Genomic DNA, 23303 nt, shown 5'->3' with positions numbered 1-23303 from the left:
GTGGGCCTAGGTGGGTGGGGTTAGGTGGGCTATTGCGCCGATTTCCAGGGCGGCCCAGATGCCGGTGGGGGTGCGGGTGATGCCGTGCGGTTCGGCGTTTGGGGTGGGTAGGGCGTAGCCGTCGATCCGTCCGGTGGGATCGATGTGACCGATCCGGTTGGCTCCCCACTCGGTGAACCACGCGCCGCCGTCCGCGTCGGCGACGATGGCGTGCGGTCGGGCCGCCCGGTCCGGCAGCGGAAACTCGACGATCTCGCCATCCGGGTCGATCCGACCGAGCTGACCGGCTGCGATCTCCACGAACCAGATGACGCCGTCGTCACCGAGGGCGATGCCGACCGGGCCTGCCTTCGCGGTGGGCAACGGGTACAGCGTCACCCTGCCGTCGAGGCCGATCCGGCCGATCGCGTTCGCCTGGTTGAGGGTGAACCAGAGAGCCTCGTCCGCGCCAGCAGTGATCATCGAGGCGAACCCGCCGGTCACCGGCAGCGGGAACGCGGTGTGGGTGCCGTCGGTCTCCACCCGGCCGATCGTGTCGGAGGTCATTCCGGCGTACCAGAGCGCACCATCCGGCCCGCCCGCGATGCCGCCCGGCCCGGTGCCAGCCGGCAGGGCGATGGCGCGCTGCTCGCCGTCGACCGTGATCCGACCGATCCGGTCGTCTCCCGAGCGGGTGAACCAGAGCGCCCCGTCCGGCCCGGCCGTGATGATCAACGGGCGACCGCCCGCCGGGTCCAGCGGGTAGGTCCGGACCGCGCCGTCGGGAGACAGACGGGCGATCCCGCCGGCCTGGGCCAGCGTCAGCCACAGCGCGCCGTCCGGGCCAGGCGTGATGCCGTACGGCCCCGCGCCCGGCTCGGCGAGTGGAATCTCCCGAATCTCGACGGTCATTCCGCGGTGCCCTTCTGTCGGTGGGTCGTCCACCCTGACCGCTCGGCCAGCGACGACACAACCGATTTCACTGACCGCCGGTCTCGATTATCAGCTCGCTGACAGGGTCGCCACGGCTTCCGCCCAGACTCTTCGATCACTGTCGGTGACGACAGCGCAGGATGACCGAACCTCTGGAGGACAGCATGTCCCGCACCATCCGTAGGAAGCACCTGCTGGCCGGCCTGGCCACGGCCGGAGTCCTCGGCGTCGGGATCGCGGCCCCGACCATCGCGTTCGCCGCCGACACTCCGACGCCGAGCGCCAGCACCGCCCCGGCGCCCGGCGCGGCTCCGGGCACTGCTCCCGGCGCGAAGGCCGACCGGCAGGGCGAGTTCGCCGAGGCGCTCGCCAAGGAGCTGGGCGTGCCCGCCGACAAGGTGACCGCCGCACTGAAGAAGATCCGCGAGCAGCACCGCCCGACCGACCGCCCGCAGCGTCCGTCCGCCGAGGACCGGCAGGCCGCGCTCAAGCAGCGCCTGGACCAGGCGGTCAAGGACGGCAAGCTCACCCAGGAGCAGGCCGACGCCATCACCAAGGCCGTCGAGGCCGGCGTCTTCCCCGGCCCGGCCAGCCACCGCGGTCCGGGCGGCCACCACGGCGAAGGTACGCCCGGCAAGTAACCCGGCTGCCCCGGCCCCGACAGGCACCGGCAACCCGGGGCCGACCTTGAAACGCCCCGGCCGGCCCTGGTCCGTCCGGTCGAGCCAGAGCCACTCTTGGTCCGCCCCGCCGGCCCCGGTTCGACCTGTAGGGCCGGGGCCGGCTCGGGTCGGCCGCGGCTTGATCCGCTCGGTTTCCATGAAGTCGCGGTGTCCGGCGCACGCGAACACCCCGACATCCTGCAAACCGAGTCGATCACCTGCTCCGGAAGGGGGTCAGGGCTGCTGGGGCGGGGGCGCGAACACGCCCAGATGGTTGCCGGCCGGGTCGAGTAGGTGGGCCAACGTGAGACCGGCCGGTGTCGTACGCGCTGGCACCAACACCCGGCCGCCGGCTGCTTCGGCCCGTCGGCAGGTCTGCTCGACGTCGGTGACCTCGGCGTAGAACACCGCGTAGTTCGGCGACGTCCCGTCGGTCGCCCGGATCGCTCCGCCGATCCCGGTGTCGCCACCGGCCCCGGTCACGCGGTAGGAGCCGCCGTTGGTCGGGGCCTGCTCCTCGAAGGTCCAGCCGAACAACTCTCCGTAGAACCGCTCCGCGTCCTCGGGTCGGTCGGTGCCGATCTCGAACCAGGTGACAGGCGTGGTGGGCCTGGACATTTACTGCCTCCAGAGTTTCCGTGCCGGCCGTTCGGCCGTCGTCTGGAGCAGTCTCTGGGCCGTTCGCGACAACGTCCTGTCGGTGTTTCCGGATCACCCGGCGGGGTTTCTCCTCACGAGGCCCACCCGGGCCCGCCGCGCCGACGTGCGCGCCTCAGACCAGGCTCAGCGGGCGGACCCGTTCATGCGGGATGTCGAGATCCGTCAGGCGAAACTCCCGGGCCACCACGTCGGGCAGCGCCCAGACGCTCCGGATCCGGTCGGTGCGGAAACACCGCAGTTCGTCGCGCAGACGGCACCAGGCCACCAGGTACCAGTGGCGGGTGTTGCCGAGGTAGCCCAGCGGTTCGACGTCACGGATCGAGTCCGTGCCGGAGCGGTCGGCGTACCGGATGCGCAGCACCCGCCGCGCGGCGACCGCGTCGGCGACGGTGGCCGGGACGGGCGTGGCCGGCCCGTCGCCGATCAGGTGCACCCGGCCGGCGAGGCGGTGTGCCTCGGCGGCGTCGGCGGCTGGCAGCACCGCCACCAGCTTGCGCAGCGCGGTGGTGGCCGGCCCGGCGAACGGCGAGCCGGCGAGCCGGTGCAGCGCCACGGCCATCGCCACCGCCTCGGCGGCGGTCAGGTTGACCGGCGGCAGGGTGCGGGCGCGATCCAGGACGTAGCCGCCGGTGCGCCCGGGCTCGGCCCAGATCGGCACCCCGGCCTCCTGCAACGCGCCGAGGTCCCGTTCGATGGTCCGGCTGCTCACCTCGAAGCGCGCGGCCAGCCAGCGGGCGCTGCGCGGCCGTGGTGACACCGCCCGCAACTCCTCGACCAGGGCGTAGAGGCGGTCCGTGCGGTTCATACCCACCACGCTACGACCGAGGTACGACGCTCCCCCGGCGACGCGGACGACCGCCTCAGGCGATGCAGGCGCAGACGATCAGTGCGGCCCCGAAGTGGGTGGCGGCGCTGACCCGGGCGGCCGGGTGCGGCTCGGGCGAGCAGATGACCTCGCCGAGCTTGCCGGGGGTGAGCAGGTCCAGCACCACGAAGGCCAACGCCATGATCGCCAACCCGACCAGCCCGAAGACCACGGTGGAGGCGAGCCCTTTGCCGAAGTCGCTGTAGCTGGTCAGGATCGCGGTGAAGACGATCCCGGCGATGCCGAGCTGGTTGGCGGCGAGCAGCAACCCCGCGTTGGCGTTGCGCTCGACCCAGATCAGGTCGCGCAGCCGGCCCGGGGTGAGCAGGTCGACGAGCCCGAAGCCGGCGGCCATGAGGCCGACGCCGACGAGCCCGAACACGACGCTCTGCCAGGCACCGCTGAACAGATCCTCCAGCACCGACTTGCCTCCCGACTCTCCGCCCGGAGGGGTACCGGCGCGGTGATCGAGACGATAGCGGCAGCGCGCAATGGCGTCAGCCCCTGCGGCTACAGCGCCAGGTAGCGCTGCCGCTCGTACGGGGTGACCTCGCGGCGGTACTGCTCCCACTCGGCCCGCTTGTTGCGCAGGAAGAAGTCGAAGACGTGCTCGCCGAGCACCTCGGCGACCAGTTCGGAGCCGGCCATCACGTCGATCGCCTCGGCGAGGTTCTCCGGCAGCGCCTCGTAGCCCATGGCGCGCCGCTCCGCGCTGGTCAGCGACCAGACGTCGTCCTCGGCGCCCGGCGGCAGCTCGTACCCCTCCTCGATGCCCTTCAGACCGGCGCCGAGCAGCACCGCGAAGGCGAGGTACGGGTTGGTCGCCGAGTCCAGTGAGCGGACCTCGACCCGGGCCGAGTTGGGCTTGCCGTACGCGGGCACCCGGACCAGCGCGGACCGGTTGAGATGACCCCAGCAGACGTACGCCGGGCTCTCGGTGATCCGGTCCGGCAGGGCCTGCGGGAAGAGCCGCTTGTACGAGTTGACCCACTGGTTGGTGACCGCCGTGTACTCCCGGGCGTGCACCAGCAGGCCGGCGATGAACGACTTCGCCACCTTCGACAGCTTCATCGGGTCGCCGCTGTCGTGGAAGGCGTTGCGCTCCCCCTCGAACAGCGACAGGTGGGTGTGCATCCCGCTGCCCGGCTGGTCGGTGAACGGCTTCGGCATGAAGCTGGCCTGCACCCCGGTGGAGAGCGCGACCTCCTTGACCACGTGCCGGAAGGTCATGATGTTGTCGGCGGTGGTCAGCGCGTCGGCGTAGCGCAGGTCGATCTCCTGCTGGCCGGGCGCGACCTCGTGGTGGCTGAACTCCACCGAGATGCCGATCCGTTCCAGTGCCAGCACGCCCTGGCGGCGGAAGTCCCGGGCCACGGCATGGGTGGTGTGCTCGAAGTAGCCGCCGGTGTCGACCGGGGTGGGCACCGAGCCGTCCTGCGGACCGTTCTCCAGCAGGAAGAACTCGATCTCGGGGTGGGTGTAGAAGGTGAAGCCCTTCTCGGCTGCCTTGGACAGCGCGCGGCGCAGCACGTGCCGGGGGTCGGCCCAGGACGGCCCGCCGTCGGGCAGCAGGATGTCGCAGAACATCCGGGCGCTCTCGCCGCTGACCCCACCCTCGAAGGGGAAGACCTGGAAGGTGGTCGGGTCGGGCATGGCCACCATGTCCGATTCGAAGACCCGGGCGAAGCCCTCGATCGCCGAGCCGTCGAAGCCGATGCCCTCCTCGAAGGCGGCCTCGAGCTCGGCGGGTGCCACCGAAACGCTCTTGAGCGTGCCCAGAACGTCGGTGAACCACAGCCGGACGAACCGGATGTCCCGCTCTTCCAGCGTGCGGAGGACGAACTCCTGCTGACGGTCCACTTCCCCAACCCCTCGCGACACTCTTTTTGTCCGCCTTGGTCGGGCTGCACCCGACCTGATCGCCCAGTGTTCCCGGGCCTGGTTACGCAGACGTTACGCGAACTGCCGCCGCCCGTCCCCTCGTGTCCCGCCCGGCGAGCACGCGCCCCAGCGGTGCCGCCACGCGCGCCGCCACATCCGCCGCCAGGACGGCCGAGCTTCCGCCGCCGCGGCCTGCCGAGCGCCCGGCGCGGCAGGTGGCGGCAATCTCGCCCGAGGGTACGGATTGTCGCGCGGTGGCTGGGGCAAGATGAAGACATGCCCACCCTGCGCCTCGCCCTGTCCCAGGTCAACCCGAGCGTCGGCGACCTCGCCGGCAATGCCGACCTGGTTCGCAGCTGGACTCGCCAGGCCGCCGATGCCGGTGCCCAGCTGGTGCTCTTCCCGGAGATGATGCTGACCGGCTATCCGGTCGAGGACCTGGTCTTCCGGCGTTCCTTCGTGGCCGCGTCCCGGGCCGCCGTGGAGCGGCTGGCCGCCGACCTGGCCGCCGACGGTCTCGGCGAGTTGCCGGTCGTGGTCGGCTACCTGGACGCCGACGGACCACCGCAGGTCAGCGGGGACGCCGAGCCGGGCCGGGGTGCCCGCAACGCCGCCGCGCTGCTGCACCGGGGCGTCGTGGTCGCCCGTTACTTCAAGCACCACCTGCCCAACTACGGGGTTTTCGACGAGGACCGGTACTTCATCTCCGGTGACGCGCTGACCGTGGTGCGGATCGGTGGCGTGGACGTCGCGCTGACCATCTGCGAGGACCTGTGGCAGGCCGGCGGTCCGTTCGCCGCCGCCCGGCGGGCCGGCGTCGGCCTGGTCGTCAACATCAACGGCTCGCCGTACGAGCTGAACAAGGACGACATCCGGCTGCCGCTGGTCCGCCGCCGGGCCGCCGAGGCGGGCGCCGCCATCGCGTACGTCAACATGACCGGCGGCCAGGACGAGCTGGTCTTCGAGGGCGACTCGATGATCGTGAGCGCCGACGGTGAGTTGCTGACCCGGGCCCCGCAGTTCGTCGAGCACCTGCTCGTGCACGACGTCGAACTGCCGGCCGCCGGCACCCCGCCGACCACCGGGACGGTGGCGGACGACATGCGGATCGTGTACAGCACGGTGGACGGCATTCCGCCCACGCCGTCCGGCCCGCCCGCCACGGGCGGGCTGATCGAGCCGGTGGCCGACGAGGCGGAGGTGTGGCAGGCGCTGGTGCTGGGTCTGCGTGACTACGTCAACAAGAACCGGTTCCCGTCGGTGGTTCTCGGTCTCTCCGGCGGCATCGACTCGGCGGTGGTGGCCGCGCTCGCCGTCGACGCGCTCGGGCCGGACCGGGTGGTCGGGGTGTCGCTGCCCAGCCAGCACTCCTCGGAGCACTCCCGGGAGGACGCCGCCGACCTGGCCAAGCGCACCGGCCTGGACTACCGCGTCGAGCCGATCCAGCCGATGGTCGACGGCTTCCTGGCCAACCTGTCGCTGTCCGGCGTGGCCGTGGAGAACCTGCAGGCCCGGGTCCGTGGCGTGATCCTGATGGCGCTGTCGAACCAGGAGGGCCACCTGGTGCTGACCACCGGCAACAAGAGTGAGCTGGCGGTCGGCTACTCCACCCTGTACGGCGACTCGGTGGGCGGTTTCAACCCGGTCAAGGACGTCTGGAAGACGCTGATCTGGCGGCTCGCGAAGTGGCGCAACAGGGACGCGGCGCGCCGCGGTGAGACCGCCCCGATCCCGGAGAACTCGATTGGCAAGCCACCGAGCGCCGAGCTGAGCCCGGGCCAGCTCGACAGTGACAGCCTGCCCGACTACGACGTCCTGGACCCGATCCTGATCGGGTACGTCGACGGCGACCTCGGCCGCGACGGGCTGATCGAGTCGGGTCACGACCCGGCGGTGGTGGACAAGGTGCTGCGGTTGGTGGATACCGCCGAGTACAAGCGACGGCAGTCGGCGCCGGGCACGAAAATCTCCATGAAGGCGTTCGGTCGGGACCGCCGTCTGCCGATCACCAACCGGTGGCGCGAGCAGGGCTGAGCCGTACCCCTGGGGGTGCCGGGTCGGTGGCGCGGCCCGGCACCGCCGCGCGGGCGCCGCACGGTTGCGACGCCGCGACCTCGGGCGGGGTTGGAGTGACATCTTGCACTGGGCCCTGCCGTCACCCCGTCTCCCGGTGCGACGATCGCGACGGAACCCGGGGACCGCGCAGGCGGCCTCGAGGAAGGGAGACAGAGATGGTGGAGTCCACTCCGCACGAGGTGACCGCGTTGTACGGCGGCCCGGCCACCCGACGGGTCCGCACCCGCGACCTGATGGCCGCCAAGGAGCGCGGCGAGCGGTGGCCGATGCTCACCTCGTACGACCAGTACACGGCGTCGATCTTCGACCAGGCCGGTGTCCCGGTGCTGCTGGTCGGCGACTCGGCCGCGAACAACGTGTTCGGCTACGAGACGACCCTGCCGATCACCACCGACGAACTGCTTCCGCTGGTCCGGGCCGTGGTGCGGGCGACCCGGCAGGCGCTGGTCGTCGGTGACCTGCCGTTCGGCTCGTACGAGGAGGGTCCGGCCCAGGCGCTGCGGACCGCCGTCCGGTTCATGAAGGAGGGTGGCTGTCACGCCGTGAAGCTGGAGGGTGGCCGCCGCAACGCCGCCCAGATCGCCGCGATCGTCGGTGCCGGCATCCCGGTGATGGCGCACATCGGCTTCACCCCGCAGAGCGAGCACACCCTGGGCGGTTACCGCGTGCAGGGCCGAGGCGACGCCGCCGACGAGGTGCTGGCCGACGCACGGGCGGTGGCGGAGGCGGGCGCGTTCGCGGTGGTGCTGGAGATGGTGCCCGGCGAGGTGGCCAAGCGGATCACCCACGAGCTGCCGATCCCCACGGTGGGCATCGGCGCGGGCCCGGACACCGACGCGCAGGTGCTGGTCTGGCAGGACATGGCCGGGCTGCGGACCGGTAAGGCCCCCCGCTTCGTCAAGCGGTACGCGGACCTGGCCGGCGCCCTCACCGACGCCACCCGCCGTTTCGCCGACGAGGTCCGCGGCGGCGAGTTCCCGGCCGCCGAACACACCTTCTAGTACCGAGCACGGCGTGATCCACTCGGCTTTGCCGAAGTCGCGGTGTCCCGGACACCGGGACACCGCGACTTCATGGAACCGGAGCGGATCACGCCGCTCGGGTCAGAGGTCGGTGACGCGGATGCCCGCGTGCGCCTTGTACCGCTTGTTGATGGCGATCAGGTTGGCGGTGAACGCCTCGATCTGGTGGGCGTTGCGCAACCGGCCGGCGTAGATGCCCCGCATCCCGGGGATCCGGGCGGCGAGCGCGCCGACGATGTCGACCAGCTCGCGGTCCTCGGTGCAGATCAGCACGTCCAGGTCGATCCGGTCGACCTCCGGGTCGGCCAGCAGCGGAGCGCTGACGTGGTTGAACGCCGCGCAGACCCGGGAGTCGGGCAGCAACGCGGCAGCCTGCTGCACGGCGCTGCCCTCGGCGACGGTCAGCGCGTACGGGCCCTGCTTGTCGAAGCCGAGCGGGTTGACGCAGTCGACGACGATCCGGCCGGCGAGCGGCTCGGCGAGGGCGGCGACGGTGGCGGCGTGCCCGTCCCACGGCACCGCGATGATCACCACGTCGCTGCGCCGGGCCACCTCGTCGTTGGCCGCACCGGTGACGCTGCCGCCGGCCGGCACCCCGGGCAGGGCGGCGATCTCGGCCGCGGACTCGGCGGCCCGCTCGGCCGACCGGGACCCGATCAGCACCGTCTGGCCGGCCTGGGCGAAGCGGTAGGCGAGGCCCCGCCCCTGGTCGCCGGTGCCGCCGATGATGCCGACCGTCAGCCCGGACACGTCGGGCAGCGTGCTCGCGTCGTATGCCATGGCCTCATCCTCGCAAACCGCTCGGTAGGTCAGCAGCGCCGAGCGTTGTGAGAATCCCCGCTGCCGCCAACGACCGCGCCAGCGGGCGAGGACCGGCCGGCCGCGCCGGCGAGGACCGCGCCAGAGCCGGCGGCCCGGTCAGGCCAGCTCGAAGAGGACGGTGCGGGCCGCCGGGTCGGCGGTGACCAGGCGGACCCGGACCCGTTCGCCGAGGGGAAGTTGGCCGTGGCAGCGGGCGCGTACCGGTGGGGCGTCCAGCGCGACGGTGCCACCGGGTGGTCGGGGCCGGGACTTGCCGTTGGGCGGGGCGTCGACGTCGAGGACGGCCGCGTCGAAGGTCTCGCCCACCCGGTGCTCCAGCACCGCCGCCTCGGCCAACTCGACGGCGCCACGGGCGGCCGCCGAGGCCACCCGGTCGGTGCTCGCCATCACCTCTGGCAGCCGGGGCAGCGCGGTGCGGGCCCAGTCGGGCACCGGCTGGCCGGCGTGCAGGGCCAGGCAGACCTCGGTGGCGTACCGGTCGGCCAGCCGCCGCAACGGCGCCGTCACGTGCGCGTACGCGGCCGCCACGCCACCATGTTCCGGCTGCTCCGGCAGCTCCCCGTCGAAGGCGGTGTACGCGGCACCGCGCATCAGCTCGGCCGCCTGGTCGATGAACGCGGCGGCGCGCGGCTGTGCGGCGTCCAGACCGGCGATGACCTGCCCCGGGCCCACGTCGTCCGGCCAGTGCACGCCCAGCGGCGCGGCGGCGGCCCGCAGCCGCTGCACCGCCTCCGGCTTGGGCGCCGGCATCGTCCGCAGCAGGCCGACCCGACCGCCCAGCATGATGTCGGCGGCGGCCATCCCGGTCAGCAGGGAGATCTGCGCGTTGTGCTCCTCCATCAGCGCCGGCGCGCGCAGCACCAGCCGCCAGCCCTCACCGTCGGGCTCCAGATCCTGCTCGGGCAACGGCAGGTTGATGGCCCCGCGCCGCAACCCACGGGCGGTCAGCCGGTCGCCGATCTCCGGCAGCAGCGCGATCGGGTCGGGTAGCCGCCCGGCCTCGGCTGCCGCCTGCACCCCGGTGTAGTCGAGTTTGGCCCGGCTGCGCACGAGGGCGCGTTCCAGCTCGACGGCCACGGTGCCGCCGTCGGCGTCCAGGTCGATGGTCCACACCACCGCGGCCCGGTCGTCGTCGGGCAGCAGGCTCGCGGCGCCCTCGCTGAGGGTGCGCGGGTGCAGCGGCACGTTCCCGTCGGGCAGGTAGATGGTCTGCCCCCGCCGCCAGGTCTCCGCCTCCAACGCCCCACCGGGGGTGACGTGGGCGGCGACGTCGGCGATCGCGTACCGCACCCGGTAGCCCCCACCCGGGCGGCGGGCGAGGTGCATCGCCTGGTCCAGGTCCCGCGAGGTGGCGGGGTCGACCGTGACGAACGGTATGTCGGTGCGGTCGACGGACGGCCGCGGCGGTGCCGCGGCCGCCTCGTCGGCCTCACGCTGGGCGTCGGCCGGGAACTCCTCGGACAGGCCGAGCTCGCGGCGCAACGCGCCGAAGTCGATGCGGGGCGCGAGTACGCGTCGGATGACCACGGGTCAATCCTGACAGTGCCACGGGTGATCCGCTTCCGGTGAGCGGCCGAGAAATCCGCCCGGCGAGGGGTGGCCCGCGCTCAGCCGGTCGCCTTCCGAGCGGCGCTGCGCGTACCCCTCGGGGCGGTGGCTCGGGCCGCGACCGGGCGGGCCGGTGACTTGCGGGCGGTCACCTTGCGGGCCGGCGCCTTGGCCGCGACGGTCTTCTTCGCCGGGGCCTTCTTCGCGGCCGCCTTGCGGGCGGTGGTCGACGAGGTGCCCGTCACCTTCGCGGCCGGAGCCTTCTTGGCCGGAGCCTTACGCGCGCCGCCGCTGGGGCGGGTGGACGCGGTCTTCTTGGCCGGGGCCTTCTTGGCGGTGGCCTTCTTCGTCGCTGTCTTCTTGGCGGCGGACGCCTTGGTCGCGGTCTTGCGCGCCGGTGCCTTGGCGGCGGTCTTCCGCGCCGGTGCCGTCGTCGCGGCCTTGCGCGCCGGGGCCTTCGCGGCGGCGGTGGTCTTCTTCGCCGCCGAGGTGGTGGTCTTCTTCGCCGCGCTCACGGTCTTCTTCGCCGTACCGGTGGTCTTCTTCGCGGCGGCGGTGGTCTTACGCGCCGTCGACGCCGGGGCCCGCTTGGCGGCGGTGGTCGTCTTGCGGGTGGTGGTCGAGGCCTTCGCCGGCGCCTTCTTGGCCGCGGCGGTGGTCGTGGTCGTGGCCTTCTTCGCGGGGGCCTTCTTGGCCGCCGTGGTGGTCTTCTTGGCCGGGGCGCGGCCCGCCCCGCCGGCGGCCTTGCGGGCCGGTGCCTTCGCGGCACCCGTGGTGGACTTGCGAACGGGGGTGGTCCGGCTCGCCGCCGTGTTCCGCTCCGCCGCGGCGGTCTTCTTCGCGGTGGTGCGTCGGGCGGCCGGGCGCTTGGTGGCCTGCTGTGCTTCGGCCATCGTGGTTCCCTCCTCGGGGGACGTGCTCTCGCGTGCGTCCTCGCGGAGCACGAAATACCTCGGCGCGAGCCGTCCCGCGCCGCCTATCTGTCCTCCCCGGCCCAACGAGCGTCCTCGGCATCCCACGCCTCGTTCCGCTCCTGCACCCGTTGCAGGGCGTTCTCCGCGTCGGCTGCCGAGTCGTACGGGCCGAGAACGTGCTTCGCCGGACACACGTCGGCGTCCGTCTCGACCCGGTGATGCCGGGTGCACCAGTAGAACTGCCCACCACGTCCGCTGTCGCTCATGGGAATCACTGTGCACCGCGAACCGGCCGGCCGCCACCGGATCGCACAAGTCGCCGACGATCTCCACAGTAGATATGCATTGCGTTTGCCGGGCCGAAATGGCGAAACGCGTGGGACTGGAAGACCAGAAGATGCGCAGGTGAGCCCCGCGGCGGGGGCACATCTATGATCGCCGGATGGCGATTCCGGACTACATCGTGGGGATGCGCAAGCACGTTGGCCACGACCTGCTCTGGCTGCCGAGCGTCAGCGCGGTGGTCCGCAACGACGCCGGTGAACTGTTGCTCGGCCAGCGCGCCGACGACGGGCGCTGGTCGGTGGTCAGCGGTTTCGTCGAGCCGGGCGAGCAGCCGGCCACCGCGCTGGTCCGCGAGGTGCGCGAGGAGACGGGCCTGGACGTCGCGCCGGTGCGGATGTCCAGCGCGGTGTCGCACCCGCACACGTACCCGAACGGGGACCGGTGCGAATACCTGAACCTGGGGTTCCTGTGCCGGCTGGTGGCCGGCACCGCCCGGGTCAACGACGACGAGTCGCTGGCCGTGGGGTGGTTCCCGTTGGACCGGCTGCCCGAGCTGGACAAGCACGCCCTGCTGGTCATCGCGTACGCGCTGCGCGAGAACCAGTTGGCCGGTTACCTGGAGCCGGGTACGACGTGGGACGACGTACCCGACTGAGGTTCACACCGGGGTCGGCGCGAGGGCGACCGGCTCGGGCGCGGACCGGGCCGCTCGGATGCCGTACGCGAGCGCGTACGGCGAGCACGCCAGGTAGAACATCGGCTCCAGCAACAGTTGGTCGGTGATCAGGAAGATCTCCCACGACGTGGGGCGGGGCAGGCCGAAGTTCCAGTCCGTCCAGCAGACGAAGAGCCACAACGGCGCGGAGATCCGGTCGACGCTGTCCGGTGTCATCGCGTCGGCCGGTACGGTGCCCGGCCCCGGAATGGTCTGGACCACGAAGAGGATCACGGCCAGGTCGGCGGCGACGAGCGCGCCGACGACGCCAACCGCCCAGGCGACGCCAACCCGACCCCGGGCGGCGAGGCCCGCCGCAGCCCAGAGGGCCAGCGTCAGACCAGCCAACCAGAGCAGCAGACCGGGTACGAAGCTGCCGAAGACTTTGCCGTTGAGGACGGACATGAGCCCGAGTGCGGCCACACCGACGGGGAGCACCACGCCGAGTGCGATACGCAGCGGGCCCTGCAGCGCGGTGTGCCGGGCCGACCGTGCTGTGTACTTCGCCAACAGCACCGCGAGGCCGACGGTCAGCGTCGACCAGAGCGGCAACTGCGCCGCGGTCGACCAGCTCACCCGCATCGACAGCAAGGTGTAGACCTGACTCATGGCCAGGGCGCTGACGACCACGATGCCGGCGCAGGCGAGCGGGGCCAGTAGCAGGGCGGCGGCGGTACGCCGGGCCCGCCGACGCATCATGTTGCGGTCGACGAGCGGGGCGCCGGCCCGGCTGACGGCCAGGCTCACCGCGAAGCCGACCATCGCCGTCCTGCGGCCGCTCTCGGCGAGCACGTGCAGCTCGGCGGTCCATTCGCGGCGCAGGTCGTCGCGGACGTCGGTCGGCCAACGGCGGGCAGCCAGCCCCAGCAACAGCTCGGCGATCCGGCGGGTCACCATGCCGGCGCTCCGCTTGCTCCCGTTGTCCTCACCCGTTCGCCGCTCGGGGACCCCGGTGGGGCTTTCCGCTCGCCTTGTATGCCCAGCCCGTGGCGCTGCTCGTCTGTGCCAGAGCCACCGGCGCGGTGGGCGCGGACCGGGCCGCCCGGATGGCGTACGCGAGCGCGTACGGCGTGCAGGCCAGGTAGAACATCGGTTCCACCAACAGCCGTTCGCTGATCAGGATGATCTCCCACTGGACCGGCCGGGGAAGGCCGAAGTTCCACTCCGTCCAGGAGACGAAGAGCCACAGCGGCGCGGAGATCCCGTCGACGGTGTCCGGTGACAGCGGGGGGCCGCTGAAACCGCCTGGCACCGTGCCGGCGATGGCGAGGATCACCGCGAGGTCGGCCGCGACAAGGGCGCCGACGACGCCCACCCACCAGGCCGCGCGGAGTCGACCCCGGGCGGCGAGGCTCGCCGCAGCCCAGACCGCCAGCGTCAGGCCCAGCAGCCACAGCAGGAGACCGGGTACGGCAGCCAAAGGCCGGTCCGGATAGATGACGTAGACGAACGGAACCGCTGCCACCCCGACGGGGAGCACCACGCCGACCGCGATGCGCAGCGGACCATCGAGTGCGGTGTGCCGGGCCCAACGCGCGGCGAACACCGCCAGCAGCAGCGCCATCCCGAGGGTGAGCGCCGTCCAGAGAGGCTTCTGCGTACGGTCGGACAAGGTCTCGGACATCAACCAACGCTGAATCGGGTACAGGGTGTACGCGCTGACGAGCACAATCCCGACGCAGGCGATCGGGGACAGCAGTAGTGCGGCGACGGTGCGGCCGGCCCGACCACGCATCAGGGTGCGGTCGACGATCGGGGCGCCGGCGCGGCTGACGGCCAGACTGACCGCGAAGCCCACCATCGTCGTCCAGCGACCGCTCGCGGCGAGCACGTGCAGCTCGGCGGCCCACTCGCGGCGCAGGTCGTCGCGGACATCGGCCGGCCAGCGACGCGCGGCCAACTCCAACAGCAGCTCGGCGACCCGGCGGGTCACCACGCCGGTGCTCCGGTGGGCTCGGTGCCGCCCCACGAGCGGCGACCGTCGGGGATCGCGGCCCGCAGGTCGGCGAGTGCCTGGCGGGCTTGCGTCACCCCTTCGGCGGTGAGCCGGTAGTAGCGGCGGGCCGGCCGGCCGGCCGCGACCGGGTCGATCGCCTCCCAGTCGGCGGCCAGCCAGCCGGCCCCCTGCAGCCGGTGCAGCACCGGGTAGAGGGTGCCACTGGGCAGGCCGGTCAGTCGCATCAGGTCGAGCCCGTAGCGCTGCTCGTCGGGCTCGGCGAGCAGCGCCGCGAGCACCTTCGCGACCGGAATCGTCATCCGCATCCGACCACTGTATCGGAACTCTACATAGGGGTGGGCACCCGTTCGACGGGAATCCACAGCTCGGCGTCCGCCTGGGTGCCGTCCGCGGACACCCGGACCCGGGAGATCTCCGGTCCGGGTCGGCTGCGGTACGGGTTGGACGGGAACCACTGGGTGAACACGTCACGCCACAGGAACTGCACCGCCTGCGGGAACGCACCGGACGTGGTGAACACCGCCCACGACCCGGCCTGCACCGGCAGCGCGTCCAGGTCCTCCGGCGGCGCGGCGCTGGTCACCACACCGTGCCAGTAGTCCAGCTCGGTGCCCTCCTGCCGGCTGTCGGCGAGGTTGTCGCTGACGTTGACGATCCCCTTCGGCTCCTGATCGGAGAGCGCCTCGATCCGCCCGGTCGTCTCCGTGTCGATGCTCCGGATGAACGCGACGATCGCCGGGTTTATCCCCTCGTGCACCAGCGGGACCCGGGCCTTTCGCCCCACCAGCGCGAACGCGTCCTTGTCGACGATTCGGTACTCCATGCTGCCGCTCCCTTCGACGGTGAGTCGGAAGGACATCCGGGGCTGGGCCTGCAACGCTGCCCCCGTACGCCGAGCTTCTCCGGGCCCCACGCCGTGCACGGCGTGGAACGCACGGGCGAACGCCTCTGTGGAGCCGTAGCCGTAGCGCACCGCGACGTCGAGCAACGTCCGCTCCCCCGCCAGTACGTCCGCGCCGGCGACGGTGAGCCGACGCCGACGGATGTACTCCGACAGCGGCATGCCGGCCAGTGCGGAGAACAGCCGCCGGAAGTGGTACTCCGACGTCAGCGCGATCCGCGCCAGCTCGGCCACCTCGATCTTCTGGTCGAGGTGCCGCTCGATGTACGCCAGGGCCTCGTTGAGCCGATCCAACACCCGGGCCTCCTTTCCTTTCGAGCACCGACGCTAGGCGGCGGGAGTCGTGGCCCACCCGACATCCGATGCCCGCATCGGTCGGGTACGGCCGCACCGGTCGTCGTGTCGTAGCCTGGCGGACTTTGCTTCCCGAGGAGGTTGACGTGGCCGAGTATCCGCAAGACGTGGTGCAGCGCTTTCACGGCACCCCCGAACAGGTCGACGCCGGCCTGGTGGGCGAGCCGCCACGGACGTGGGAGTCCGTCGTCGCCGAAGGTCACGTAGATCTTGGACAGTTTCCGTTAGCTGCTAACGGAAACTGTCCAAGATCTGCGGTGGGCGTGGATGCAAGCCACCGGAACCGGGCCGTGCGTCACCACCGACCGTGACTTCTCAGCGGGCCGGCTGCTGCATGATCCAGGTGGGCACGGGCTCCGACAGGGAGCCCACCACCTCCCAGCCGGCGCGACGGTACAGATCCACGTTGCCCGGGTTGCTGGTCTCCAGGATCGCCGGCAGGCCGTCGGCGGCGGCGCGACGCAGCCCGGCCCGCATGACGGCACGACCCCAACCGCGTCCGGCGCTGTCGGGGTGGGTGCCCAGGACACCGAGGTACCAGAACGGGTACGTCGGCAGGGCGGCGTGTACGACGTCGTCGTAGTGCTGAACCCGGGCCAGCACGTCGGCGGGGTATCGCGCTTCCTCCGGCGACCCGGGGTCGACGTGCGGCGCAACGGCCGGGGCGTCAACCGGGGCGTCAACCGGCGGCTCCCAGATGGCGACGGACGCGCCGCCACCGATCGTCCAGATCGACGACCGGTGCACCCGCTTGTCGAAGAGGTGACCGAAGAAGGCGGCGGCGTACCGGGGATAGGTTTCCTCGTCGGGGAACAGGCACCGCAGGACGGGGTCCTTGACGAACGCGGCGACCAGCGAACCGACCACCGCCTCACGATCTGCTGGGGTGGCGATGGTGATCTCGGGCGTCATCACAGCAGTCGACACTATCCGCTGCCGCGCGCCGGGGTGGGCGCGCGTCAGCCGAAGGTGAAGGCGTACGCCTCGGCGCCGGGCTCGCCGAACGTGATCTCCAGGGTCCGCTCACCGACCGCGCCGTCCTGGCGGACGAGCTGGTAGAGGCGGCCGTCCTGGAGTACGCCGTTGCCGGCTTCGTCGACGTCGACGCCGTGGGACGGGCCGGGAGCCGCGCCGTCGAGCAGCACCCGGAACGGGATCGACCGACCGGCCCCGGGGGCCAGCACGAGATGCGCGTCGCGGGCGTGGAACCGGAACGCGATGCCGCCGCCGGCCTCGTCGAGCACGACGTTCTCCGACCCGATCGTCCACTCCCCCGCCAGCGCCCACTGGTTGAGGCCGAGGCTCGCCGGCACCTGGTAGCCGCGGCGTTCGTCGAGCGCCGGGCCGTTGGGCGACGCGAAGTGTTCGCCGCGACTGAAACCGAGGTACGTCTCGGGCGTGCGCAGGTTGGTCCAGTCGGCCTCCGCCTCCGGGCCGAGCCCCTTGACCGGTACGGGTGCGCGCTCGATGCCGAGCAGTTGCTGGAGCACCCGCTCGGACTGCTCGTAGCGTCCCTCACCGAAGTGCTCGTCGCGGATGACGCCGTCGGCGTCGACGAAGTAGAGCGCCGGCCAGTACTGGTTGGCGAAGGCGCGCCAGATCGTGTAGTCGTTGTCGACCGCCACCGGGTAGTCGATCGATCGGGCCGCGACCGCCCGCCGCACCCAGTCGACGTCGTGCTCGAATGCGAACTCCGGGGTGTGCACCCCGATGACGACCAGCCCGTCGTCGCGGTAGGCCTGCGACCAGGCACGCACGTACGGCTCCTGGCGCAGCCAGTTGATGCAGGTCAGCGTCCAGAAGTTGACCAGGACGACGCGCCCACCCAGGTCGGCGGGGCCGAGTGGCTCGGAGTTGAGCCACTCGACCGCCCCGCTGAGCGGGGGCAGGTGCACGGCCATCTAGCGAAGCGACCGGAAGGCGGTGCGAAGCTCTTCGGAAAAGATCTTCGGCTGCTCCCAGGCCGCGAAGTGCCCGCCCACGTCGAGCTTGTTGTAGTAGATGAGGTTCGAGTACGCCTGCTCGGCCCAGCTCTGCGGGGCCTCGTACAGCTCGTCGGGGAAGACGCTCACGGCGACCGGGATTTTCACGCCCTTGGCGGCGAAGAACGACAGCTTGTTCTCCGCGTAGAGACGGGCCGCGGAGATCGCGGTGTTCGTCAACCAGTAGAGCGAGATGTTGTCCAGGATGTCGTCGCGGGTGAGGCCCGCTTTGGCGCCGTCGAAGACCTGCGCGATCAGGGCCAGACTCTTCGCGTCGTGGTCGAGCAGGAAGGAGGCCAGGCCGACCGGAGAATCCGCCAGCCCGGTCAGGGTCTGCGGACGTGTCGCCATCATGAGGGCGTACGCGACGTGCTTCCAGACGTAGTTGGCTTCCTCGGCGGCACGCACTTCGTCGTCGGAGAGGCCGGACGGCAGCGAGCCCATGGCGTTGTTCGCGCCGGTGGTGTCGCCCTGGAACAACAGGTCGATCTCGGGTGGGATCGCACCGGGCATGTTGGTGTGGATGCCGAGCAGTTCCGGAGGCGCCTGGATGCCCATCTGGTCGACGATGACCGCGCCCCAGTCGCCGCCCTGCGCGACGAACCGGTTGTAGCCGAGACGCTTCATCAGCTCGGTCCAGGCGGTTGCGATCTTTTGAGGGTTCCACCCCGGCTCGGTCGGCTTACCGGAGAAACCGTGGCCGGGTAGCGACGGGATCACCAGGTGGAAGGCGTCCGACGCGCTCCCGCCGTGTGCCGTCGGATCGGTGAGCGGCTCAATGATCTTCACCTGCTCGATCACCGACCCGGGCCACCCGTGGGTGACGATGAGCGGCAGCGCGTCCTCGTGCTTCGAGCGCACGTGGATGAAGTGGATGTCCACGCCGTCGATGGTGGTCATGAACTGCGGTACGGCGTTCAGCCGCGCCTCGACCTTGCGCCAGTCGTACTCATTTTCCCAATAGCGGGCGACGGCCTGAATCGTCGCGAGTGGCACGCCCTGCGACTGGTCGTCCACCGTTTCCTTGTCCGGCCAGCGAGTGGCCTTGATGCGCCTCTTCAGGTCATCGAGGTCGGCCTGGGGAATGTCGACCGAGAACGGCCGAATCTCCGTGGTGCCCGGACGAGTCTTGGTTTTGACGGCCATGCGTGTTTCCTCTCCGTCTAGGTTTGCGCCTCGCGAGGAGAAAGCATCGGTGAAGGCTGCCCGGACCTATGTGCCAACGATTCGGCACGCCGCCGCCATATCTCGGAGCCTAGTGTCGGCCGACCGCGATGGTTGGCGAAGTTGCCACTTACTTGGCGCCCTCCCGAACATCGTTCGACACACCGACCATCAGGGTGTCCCCGACGCCCGTCCACATGAGAAGGTCGGTCGATGTTGCGGGGACGACTACTGACCGAAAGCCTCCGTGTCGGCGTCGATGTGCGCATACCGTCGCTACACGTCGTTCGTGTAGGCAGACACGACGTATCTGACTCAACGTCGGCTGAGCAGCCGAGCGTCTGGACTTTCCTGGATTTCGAGGCACCCGACGAAGCAGCCGACGAGGTGGCGGCCGCGCTGGCTGGGGCCCTGGTGAGCGATCAAGGTTGGTACGCGGACTTCGAGGTCGGAGATGACCACGTGGTCGTCTTCCCTGGGCGCGTCTTCCGCTACACCAAGGGTGACCGCGCGGGAAGAGAGGCCGCCGTGGAGCACGGCCGGACTGTCGGCGTACCCGATCATCAGCTCGACTGGGGCGAGTGAGCGCGGGCGTGTGCCGGTCGTGGCCCGCCCCGGGTGGGCCAGCTACGAGCTGGCGGGGGCCGCGACGGCGCGCTCGGCGGCGCGGCTGACCTGCTCCCAGCCCGCCCAGGTGTCCATCCGCCGCCGGGCGATGTCGAACGCCAGGTCGTACACCATGCTGCCGAGCAGGAGCCGCAGCGGCGGGTCGTCGCTGTCGACCAGTTGCAGTAGCGCCTCGGCGGCCAGCCGGGGCTCGCTGTCGATCGAGCCTTCCGCCCACTGCCGTTCCAGCTCGGCGCGCAGTGGCGCGTAGGCGTCCGTCGGGGTGGTGGCGCGGACGCTGGTGTAGAGGTCGGTCCAGTATCCGCCCGGCTGCAGGATGCTGACCTTGATGTCGAAGGCTGCGGCCTCCATCGCCAGGGCCTCACTCATGCCCTCCAGGGCGAACTTGCTCGCGCTGTACAGGCCGGTGCTCGGGAACCCGCCGAGCGCAGCGATGCTGGAGACCTGCACGATGTGGCCGGACCGTTGGGCGCGTAGGTGCGGCAGCACGGCCTGGCTGACCCAGAGCGCGCCGAAGAGGTTGACCTCGAACTGGGCACGCGCCTCGGCCTCGGTGAACTCTTCGATCATGCCCATGGACAGAGTGCCGGCGTTGTTGACGACGATGTCGAGCCGCCCGAAGTGCTCGACGGCGGTGTTCACGGCGGCGACGACCGCCGCCCGGTCGGTCACGTCGAGGGTCAGGGTCAGCAACCGGTCGGCGTACCTCTCGTCGAAGTCGGCCTGGGCGATGGTCCGGGCGGCGGCGACCACCCGGTCGCCGCGGTCGAGCGCGGCGTCGGCGAAGGCGCGGCCCAGGCCGCGGCTGGCACCGGTGATGAACCAGGTACGCATGTGCGTCTCCCCACCATTTCAAGACGAGACGGTCCGTCTCGCGATGCCAGAAGACTAGGCCCGCCCCGCCACCACCGTCAAGACGAGACGGTTCGTCTCGTTGCTGGTATGGTTCTGCCTCATGACGCCGAACACGGCCCGCCGGAGAGAGACCTCCCGACGCGCCATCCTCACTGCGGCCTTCGACCTGCTTCAGGAGATGGGGTACGCGAAGCTCAGCATCGAGGGCATCGCCGCGCGGGCCGGCGTCGGCAAACAGACCATCTACCGCTGGTGGCCCTCGAAGGGCGCGGTCATCTTCGACGCCTTCCTCATGCTCAGCGAGGCCACCGAGGGCGGGCCGCCGACCCTGCCGGACACCGGCGACCTGGCGGCGGACCTGACAGTGGTGCTGCACGCCACGGTCGAGGAGATGAACGACCCACGGTACGAGCAACCGATGCGCGCGTTGGCCACCGAGATGGCGCTCGACCCCGAGCTGGCGGCGGCGTACGCCGAACGGTTGGACGGGCCGTTGAAGGAGGCCAAGCGGCAACGCCTGCGCAGCGCCCAGGAGGCGGGCCAGATCGCCGACGACGTCGACCTCGGTGTGGCGGTGGACATGATCTGGGGGCCGGTGCTCAACCGCTGGCTGCAACGCAGCGGGCCGCTCACCGCCGAGTACGTCGACCTCGTCGTCGCCACCGCCCTCAACGGATTGCGCCCCCGCCGATCCGGCGAGTGACGATCGGTGGGACGACTTTGCGCTGCCACAGCACGGTGCGGCAACATCAGGCGCCGTGACGGCACCAGGCACGGCCCCCGACGACGACACCCCGGCCAGCAACAACGGCACACCTCGGTTGAGTCGGCGGGTCAGACACTGGTTGGCCGGCGCCGGGGTCACCGCCCTGGCCGCCGTCCTCGGCATCACCCTCGCCGTACGCGGCGGCGCCACCCCGGCCTGCGCCGCGCCGCCGACGGGCAACGCCGTCCACAAGGGAAAGGCCAGCTTCTACGACGCGGGCCGCTCGGGCGGCAACTGTTCCTTCCCGGGCCCGCCGGCGGACCGGCTCTACGTGGCCCTCGGCGCGTCCCAGTACTCCGGATCGGCGGCCTGCGGCAGCTACCTGGAGGTGAGCGGCCCGAAGGGCAAGGTCCGGGTCATGGTGATGGACCAGTGCGGCGGCTGCGGGCCCAGCAAGATCGACCTCTCGACCGAGGCGTTCACCCGGATCGCCGACCGGTCGCAGGGCATCGCATCCGTGACGTACCGGGCGGTGGTGAACCCGCCGCTCGACGGAGGCCTCACCTTCCGGATGAAGGGCGGTGCCTCGAAATACTGGTTCGCGGTGCAGGTCGGCAACCACGGCAACCCACTCCGCTCGGTCGAGGCGAAGGGCCCGGGTGGCGGCTTCCGCAAGGCCGCCCGGCAGAGCGACAACCACTGGACCATCGACGGCGGGATCGGCCCCGGGCCCTACAGCATCAGGGTCACCGACGTGTACGGACGCCAGGCGACCGCCACCGGCATTCGGCTGGTCACCAAGCAGGTGCAACGCAGCACGGCCACCCTCGCCAGCGCCTCCCCCACGCCCAGCAGCTCACCCGTGGCCCCGCCGAGCCCCACCACCGCGCCCACACCGACACCGGCGGAGTCGGCCGCACCGACGACGACAGTCGAAGCGCTCGCGGGTGCCGCCGCACCACTCGACCGCCCCCGCTGCTGACCGAGCCCCGGCGGCGGCGGGCGGCAACCACCGCCGCGCCTCGGTCCTCCGCACCCGCCGTACCTTCCGACGGTGATCCCGGGAACCTTCAAGGCGCGTCTCGCCACCTGACGTGTCGGCTGACCCAAGGTCAACATCTCCGGATGGAGTACTAGGCTCGGGGGGTGTCCGAGCACCGCAGCCTTCCGCTGTGGGCGGGACGCACTGCCGCGCTGCTGGGCATCGTGCTCGTCGCATTCACCCTGCGCCAGGCGGTGGCGACGATATCGCCGATCCTCGGCGACATCAGGGTGGACATCCCGATATCGAACATCGGCGTCGGGCTGCTCGGCACCTTGCCACCGATCCTGTTGGCGGCATCCGGGTTCATCGCGCCGCGCGTCGCCCGTGGCTTCGGCCTCGACGGCGGCATCGTGCTCGCGCTGCTGCTCATGACCCTCGGCCATCTCGTGCGCGCGTTTGCCCCGGGCTTCGTGGTGCTGCTCGTCGGCAGTGTCGTCGCGCTCGCCGGTACGGGCATCGGCAATGTGCTGCTGCCGCCGATCGTGCGGCGCTACTTCCCCGACCGGGTAGCGCTGCTGACCGCCGTCTACGTCTGCGTCGTGGGCGTGGGCACGGCCGTGCCCGCCGCGGTCGCCGCTCCGGTCGCCGAGCAGATCGGCTGGCGGTTCCTGCTCGGCATCTGGTCGGTGACCTCGGTGGTCGCGCTCGTTCCGTGGCTCGTCATCATCGCGCGGGAGCGCCGCCAGCGACGCTCGGATGCCGTCGCCGTCGAGTCCGCGCCTTCCGCCCTCGTCACGCGACTGTGGCGGTCACGCGTGGCCCTGTCGATCACCGTCGTGTTCTCGACCAGCACGATCTGCACCTACGCGGCTTTCGCCTGGCTGCCCGAGATCCTCGGCGACATCGCCGGTTCGACGCCGACCGAGGCCGGTGTGCTGCTCGCCGTCACCGGCATCATCAGCGTGCCCGGCGCATTCATCGCGCCCCTACTCGTCGCGCGGCTGCGCGATGTCGGCTGGCTGATCGCCGCCGGTGTCGCGAGCTTCGTGTTCGGCTACCTCGGCCTGCTGCTCGCGCCCGCCACACTCACACTGCTCTGGGTGCTGCTCATCGGCTCGGGGTCGATCCTGTTCCCGGTCTGCCTCGTGCTCATCAACGTTCGCACCCGAACCCACGGCGGCACCGTCGCGCTGAGCGGCTTCGCCCAGGGGGTCGCGTACGCGCTCGGCGCGCTCGGTCCGCTGCTCGTCGGGCTGCTGCACGACGTGAGCGGCGGGTGGACCCTGCCGCTGCTGTTCCTGCTCGCTGTCGCCCTCGTGGCGGCCATCCCGGCGATCACGCTCGCAAGGCCCGCGTTCGTCGAGGACGAACTCGCCCGCTGACGCACCGCTGGATCACCCTGGCGATCCG

The 23303-nt window shown here is 71.3% G+C and carries 25 protein-coding genes; 8 read left to right on the top strand and 17 right to left on the bottom strand.

Annotated features, from left to right (window positions below; genetic code table 11):
- Positions 1–6: 6 nt before the first annotated feature.
- Positions 7–891, bottom strand: coding sequence for a virginiamycin B lyase (locus ACIBD9_RS10930; protein ID WP_396716540.1), 885 nt, complete (start codon positions 889–891; stop codon positions 7–9).
- Between the two features lie 185 nt (positions 892–1076).
- On the opposite strand from ACIBD9_RS10930, the gene ACIBD9_RS10925 reads away from it, so the two are divergent.
- A complete protein-coding gene (locus tag ACIBD9_RS10925) occupies positions 1077–1553 on the top strand; it encodes a hypothetical protein (protein ID WP_396716702.1) in 477 nt (158 codons plus the stop codon).
- Positions 1554–1808: 255 nt separating this feature from the next.
- Here the strand turns inward: ACIBD9_RS10925 and ACIBD9_RS10920 are convergent, their stop codons facing one another.
- From ACIBD9_RS10920 to glnA, 4 genes are all read right to left on the bottom strand, one after another.
- Entirely contained in the window at positions 1809–2192 is a 384-nt protein-coding gene (locus tag ACIBD9_RS10920) for a VOC family protein (protein WP_396716538.1), read from the bottom strand.
- Positions 2193–2346: 154 nt separating this feature from the next.
- Positions 2347–3039, bottom strand: coding sequence for a helix-turn-helix transcriptional regulator (locus ACIBD9_RS10915; RefSeq protein WP_396716536.1), 693 nt, complete (start codon positions 3037–3039; stop codon positions 2347–2349).
- Between the two features lie 55 nt (positions 3040–3094).
- Positions 3095–3520: a DUF350 domain-containing protein gene (locus tag ACIBD9_RS10910; RefSeq protein ID WP_210787425.1), complete on the bottom strand. Its 426-nt coding sequence runs from the start codon at positions 3518–3520 to the stop codon at positions 3095–3097.
- 89 nt (positions 3521–3609) lie between these two features.
- Positions 3610–4959 carry a type I glutamate--ammonia ligase gene (glnA, locus tag ACIBD9_RS10905; protein WP_363615562.1) on the bottom strand — a complete coding sequence of 450 codons (1350 nt, stop codon included), beginning with the start codon at positions 4957–4959 and terminating at the stop codon, positions 3610–3612.
- Between the two features lie 297 nt (positions 4960–5256).
- Here glnA and ACIBD9_RS10900 point away from each other — a divergent pair, with 297 nt between their 5' ends.
- Complete coding sequence (locus ACIBD9_RS10900; protein WP_396716533.1) at positions 5257–7014, top strand: NAD+ synthase; 1758 nt, start codon at positions 5257–5259, stop codon at positions 7012–7014.
- 197 nt (positions 7015–7211) lie between these two features.
- Entirely contained in the window at positions 7212–8057 is an 846-nt protein-coding gene (gene panB, locus ACIBD9_RS10895) for a 3-methyl-2-oxobutanoate hydroxymethyltransferase (RefSeq protein WP_396716531.1), read from the top strand.
- A gap of 102 nt (positions 8058–8159) precedes the next feature.
- Here panB and npdG read toward each other — a convergent pair whose 3' ends face one another.
- The 4 genes from npdG to ACIBD9_RS10875 all read right to left on the bottom strand — a co-directional run bounded on the left by npdG (position 8160) and on the right by ACIBD9_RS10875 (position 11628).
- A complete protein-coding gene (npdG, locus tag ACIBD9_RS10890; protein ID WP_396716529.1) occupies positions 8160–8858 on the bottom strand; it encodes an NADPH-dependent F420 reductase in 699 nt (232 codons plus the stop codon).
- Between the two features lie 138 nt (positions 8859–8996).
- Positions 8997–10427 carry an RNB domain-containing ribonuclease gene (locus tag ACIBD9_RS10885; protein ID WP_396716527.1) on the bottom strand — a complete coding sequence of 477 codons (1431 nt, stop codon included), beginning with the start codon at positions 10425–10427 and terminating at the stop codon, positions 8997–8999.
- 80 nt (positions 10428–10507) lie between these two features.
- Positions 10508–11341 (bottom strand): histone, encoded by an 834-nt coding sequence (locus tag ACIBD9_RS10880; RefSeq protein ID WP_396716525.1) that lies wholly within the window; start codon positions 11339–11341, stop codon positions 10508–10510.
- A gap of 83 nt (positions 11342–11424) precedes the next feature.
- Positions 11425–11628: a hypothetical protein gene (locus tag ACIBD9_RS10875; protein WP_109820768.1), complete on the bottom strand. Its 204-nt coding sequence runs from the start codon at positions 11626–11628 to the stop codon at positions 11425–11427.
- Between the two features lie 176 nt (positions 11629–11804).
- On the opposite strand from ACIBD9_RS10875, the gene ACIBD9_RS10870 reads away from it, so the two are divergent.
- Positions 11805–12302, top strand: a complete 498-nt coding sequence (locus ACIBD9_RS10870) for an NUDIX hydrolase (RefSeq protein ID WP_396716523.1) — start codon at positions 11805–11807, stop codon at positions 12300–12302.
- A gap of 3 nt (positions 12303–12305) precedes the next feature.
- Here ACIBD9_RS10870 and ACIBD9_RS10865 read toward each other — a convergent pair whose 3' ends face one another.
- The 7 genes from ACIBD9_RS10865 to ACIBD9_RS10835 all read right to left on the bottom strand — a co-directional run bounded on the left by ACIBD9_RS10865 (position 12306) and on the right by ACIBD9_RS10835 (position 18702).
- Complete coding sequence (locus ACIBD9_RS10865; RefSeq protein WP_396716521.1) at positions 12306–13259, bottom strand: hypothetical protein; 954 nt, start codon at positions 13257–13259, stop codon at positions 12306–12308.
- A 28-nt stretch (positions 13260–13287) separates the two neighbouring features.
- The gene (locus ACIBD9_RS10860) at positions 13288–14298 is read right to left on the bottom strand and encodes a hypothetical protein (protein ID WP_396716519.1); all 1011 of its coding nucleotides are present in this window, start codon (positions 14296–14298) and stop codon (positions 13288–13290) included.
- Positions 14292–14624, bottom strand: coding sequence for a PadR family transcriptional regulator (locus ACIBD9_RS10855; RefSeq protein WP_396716517.1), 333 nt, complete (start codon positions 14622–14624; stop codon positions 14292–14294). Before ACIBD9_RS10855 ends, ACIBD9_RS10860 begins: the two co-directional genes overlap by 7 nt.
- Before the next feature lie 20 nt (positions 14625–14644).
- On the bottom strand, positions 14645–15517 hold the full coding sequence (locus ACIBD9_RS10850) for a GyrI-like domain-containing protein (RefSeq protein ID WP_396716512.1): 873 nt from the start codon (positions 15515–15517) through the stop codon (positions 14645–14647).
- A gap of 372 nt (positions 15518–15889) precedes the next feature.
- Positions 15890–16486 carry a GNAT family N-acetyltransferase gene (locus ACIBD9_RS10845; RefSeq protein WP_396716510.1) on the bottom strand — a complete coding sequence of 199 codons (597 nt, stop codon included), beginning with the start codon at positions 16484–16486 and terminating at the stop codon, positions 15890–15892.
- Between the two features lie 47 nt (positions 16487–16533).
- Positions 16534–17475, bottom strand: a complete 942-nt coding sequence (locus ACIBD9_RS10840; protein WP_396716508.1) for a redoxin domain-containing protein — start codon at positions 17473–17475, stop codon at positions 16534–16536.
- On the bottom strand, positions 17476–18702 hold the full coding sequence (locus tag ACIBD9_RS10835) for an epoxide hydrolase family protein (RefSeq protein WP_396716507.1): 1227 nt from the start codon (positions 18700–18702) through the stop codon (positions 17476–17478).
- A 432-nt stretch (positions 18703–19134) separates the two neighbouring features.
- Between ACIBD9_RS10835 and ACIBD9_RS10830 the strand changes: the two genes are divergently transcribed.
- Positions 19135–19305: a hypothetical protein gene (locus tag ACIBD9_RS10830; RefSeq protein ID WP_396716505.1), complete on the top strand. Its 171-nt coding sequence runs from the start codon at positions 19135–19137 to the stop codon at positions 19303–19305.
- Between the two features lie 42 nt (positions 19306–19347).
- Here ACIBD9_RS10830 and ACIBD9_RS10825 read toward each other — a convergent pair whose 3' ends face one another.
- Positions 19348–20181 (bottom strand): SDR family NAD(P)-dependent oxidoreductase, encoded by an 834-nt coding sequence (locus ACIBD9_RS10825; protein ID WP_396716503.1) that lies wholly within the window; start codon positions 20179–20181, stop codon positions 19348–19350.
- Between the two features lie 121 nt (positions 20182–20302).
- Between ACIBD9_RS10825 and ACIBD9_RS10820 the strand changes: the two genes are divergently transcribed.
- The 3 genes from ACIBD9_RS10820 (at position 20303) to ACIBD9_RS10810 (ending at position 23275) form a co-directional block, all read left to right on the top strand.
- The gene (locus tag ACIBD9_RS10820; RefSeq protein WP_396716501.1) at positions 20303–20905 is read left to right on the top strand and encodes a TetR/AcrR family transcriptional regulator; all 603 of its coding nucleotides are present in this window, start codon (positions 20303–20305) and stop codon (positions 20903–20905) included.
- 55 nt (positions 20906–20960) lie between these two features.
- Complete coding sequence (locus ACIBD9_RS10815) at positions 20961–21890, top strand: expansin EXLX1 family cellulose-binding protein (RefSeq protein ID WP_396716499.1); 930 nt, start codon at positions 20961–20963, stop codon at positions 21888–21890.
- Positions 21891–22054: 164 nt separating this feature from the next.
- Positions 22055–23275 (top strand): CynX/NimT family MFS transporter, encoded by a 1221-nt coding sequence (locus tag ACIBD9_RS10810; protein WP_396716497.1) that lies wholly within the window; start codon positions 22055–22057, stop codon positions 23273–23275.
- Positions 23276–23303: the final 28 nt, after the last annotated feature.

The sequence above is a fragment of the Micromonospora sp. NPDC050784 genome (assembly GCF_044456765.1).
Lineage (GTDB): Bacteria > Actinomycetota > Actinomycetes > Mycobacteriales > Micromonosporaceae > Micromonospora > Micromonospora foliorum.
The sequence above is the reverse complement of the archived record's forward strand: the minus strand, read 5'-3'. Positions and strand labels throughout refer to the sequence as shown.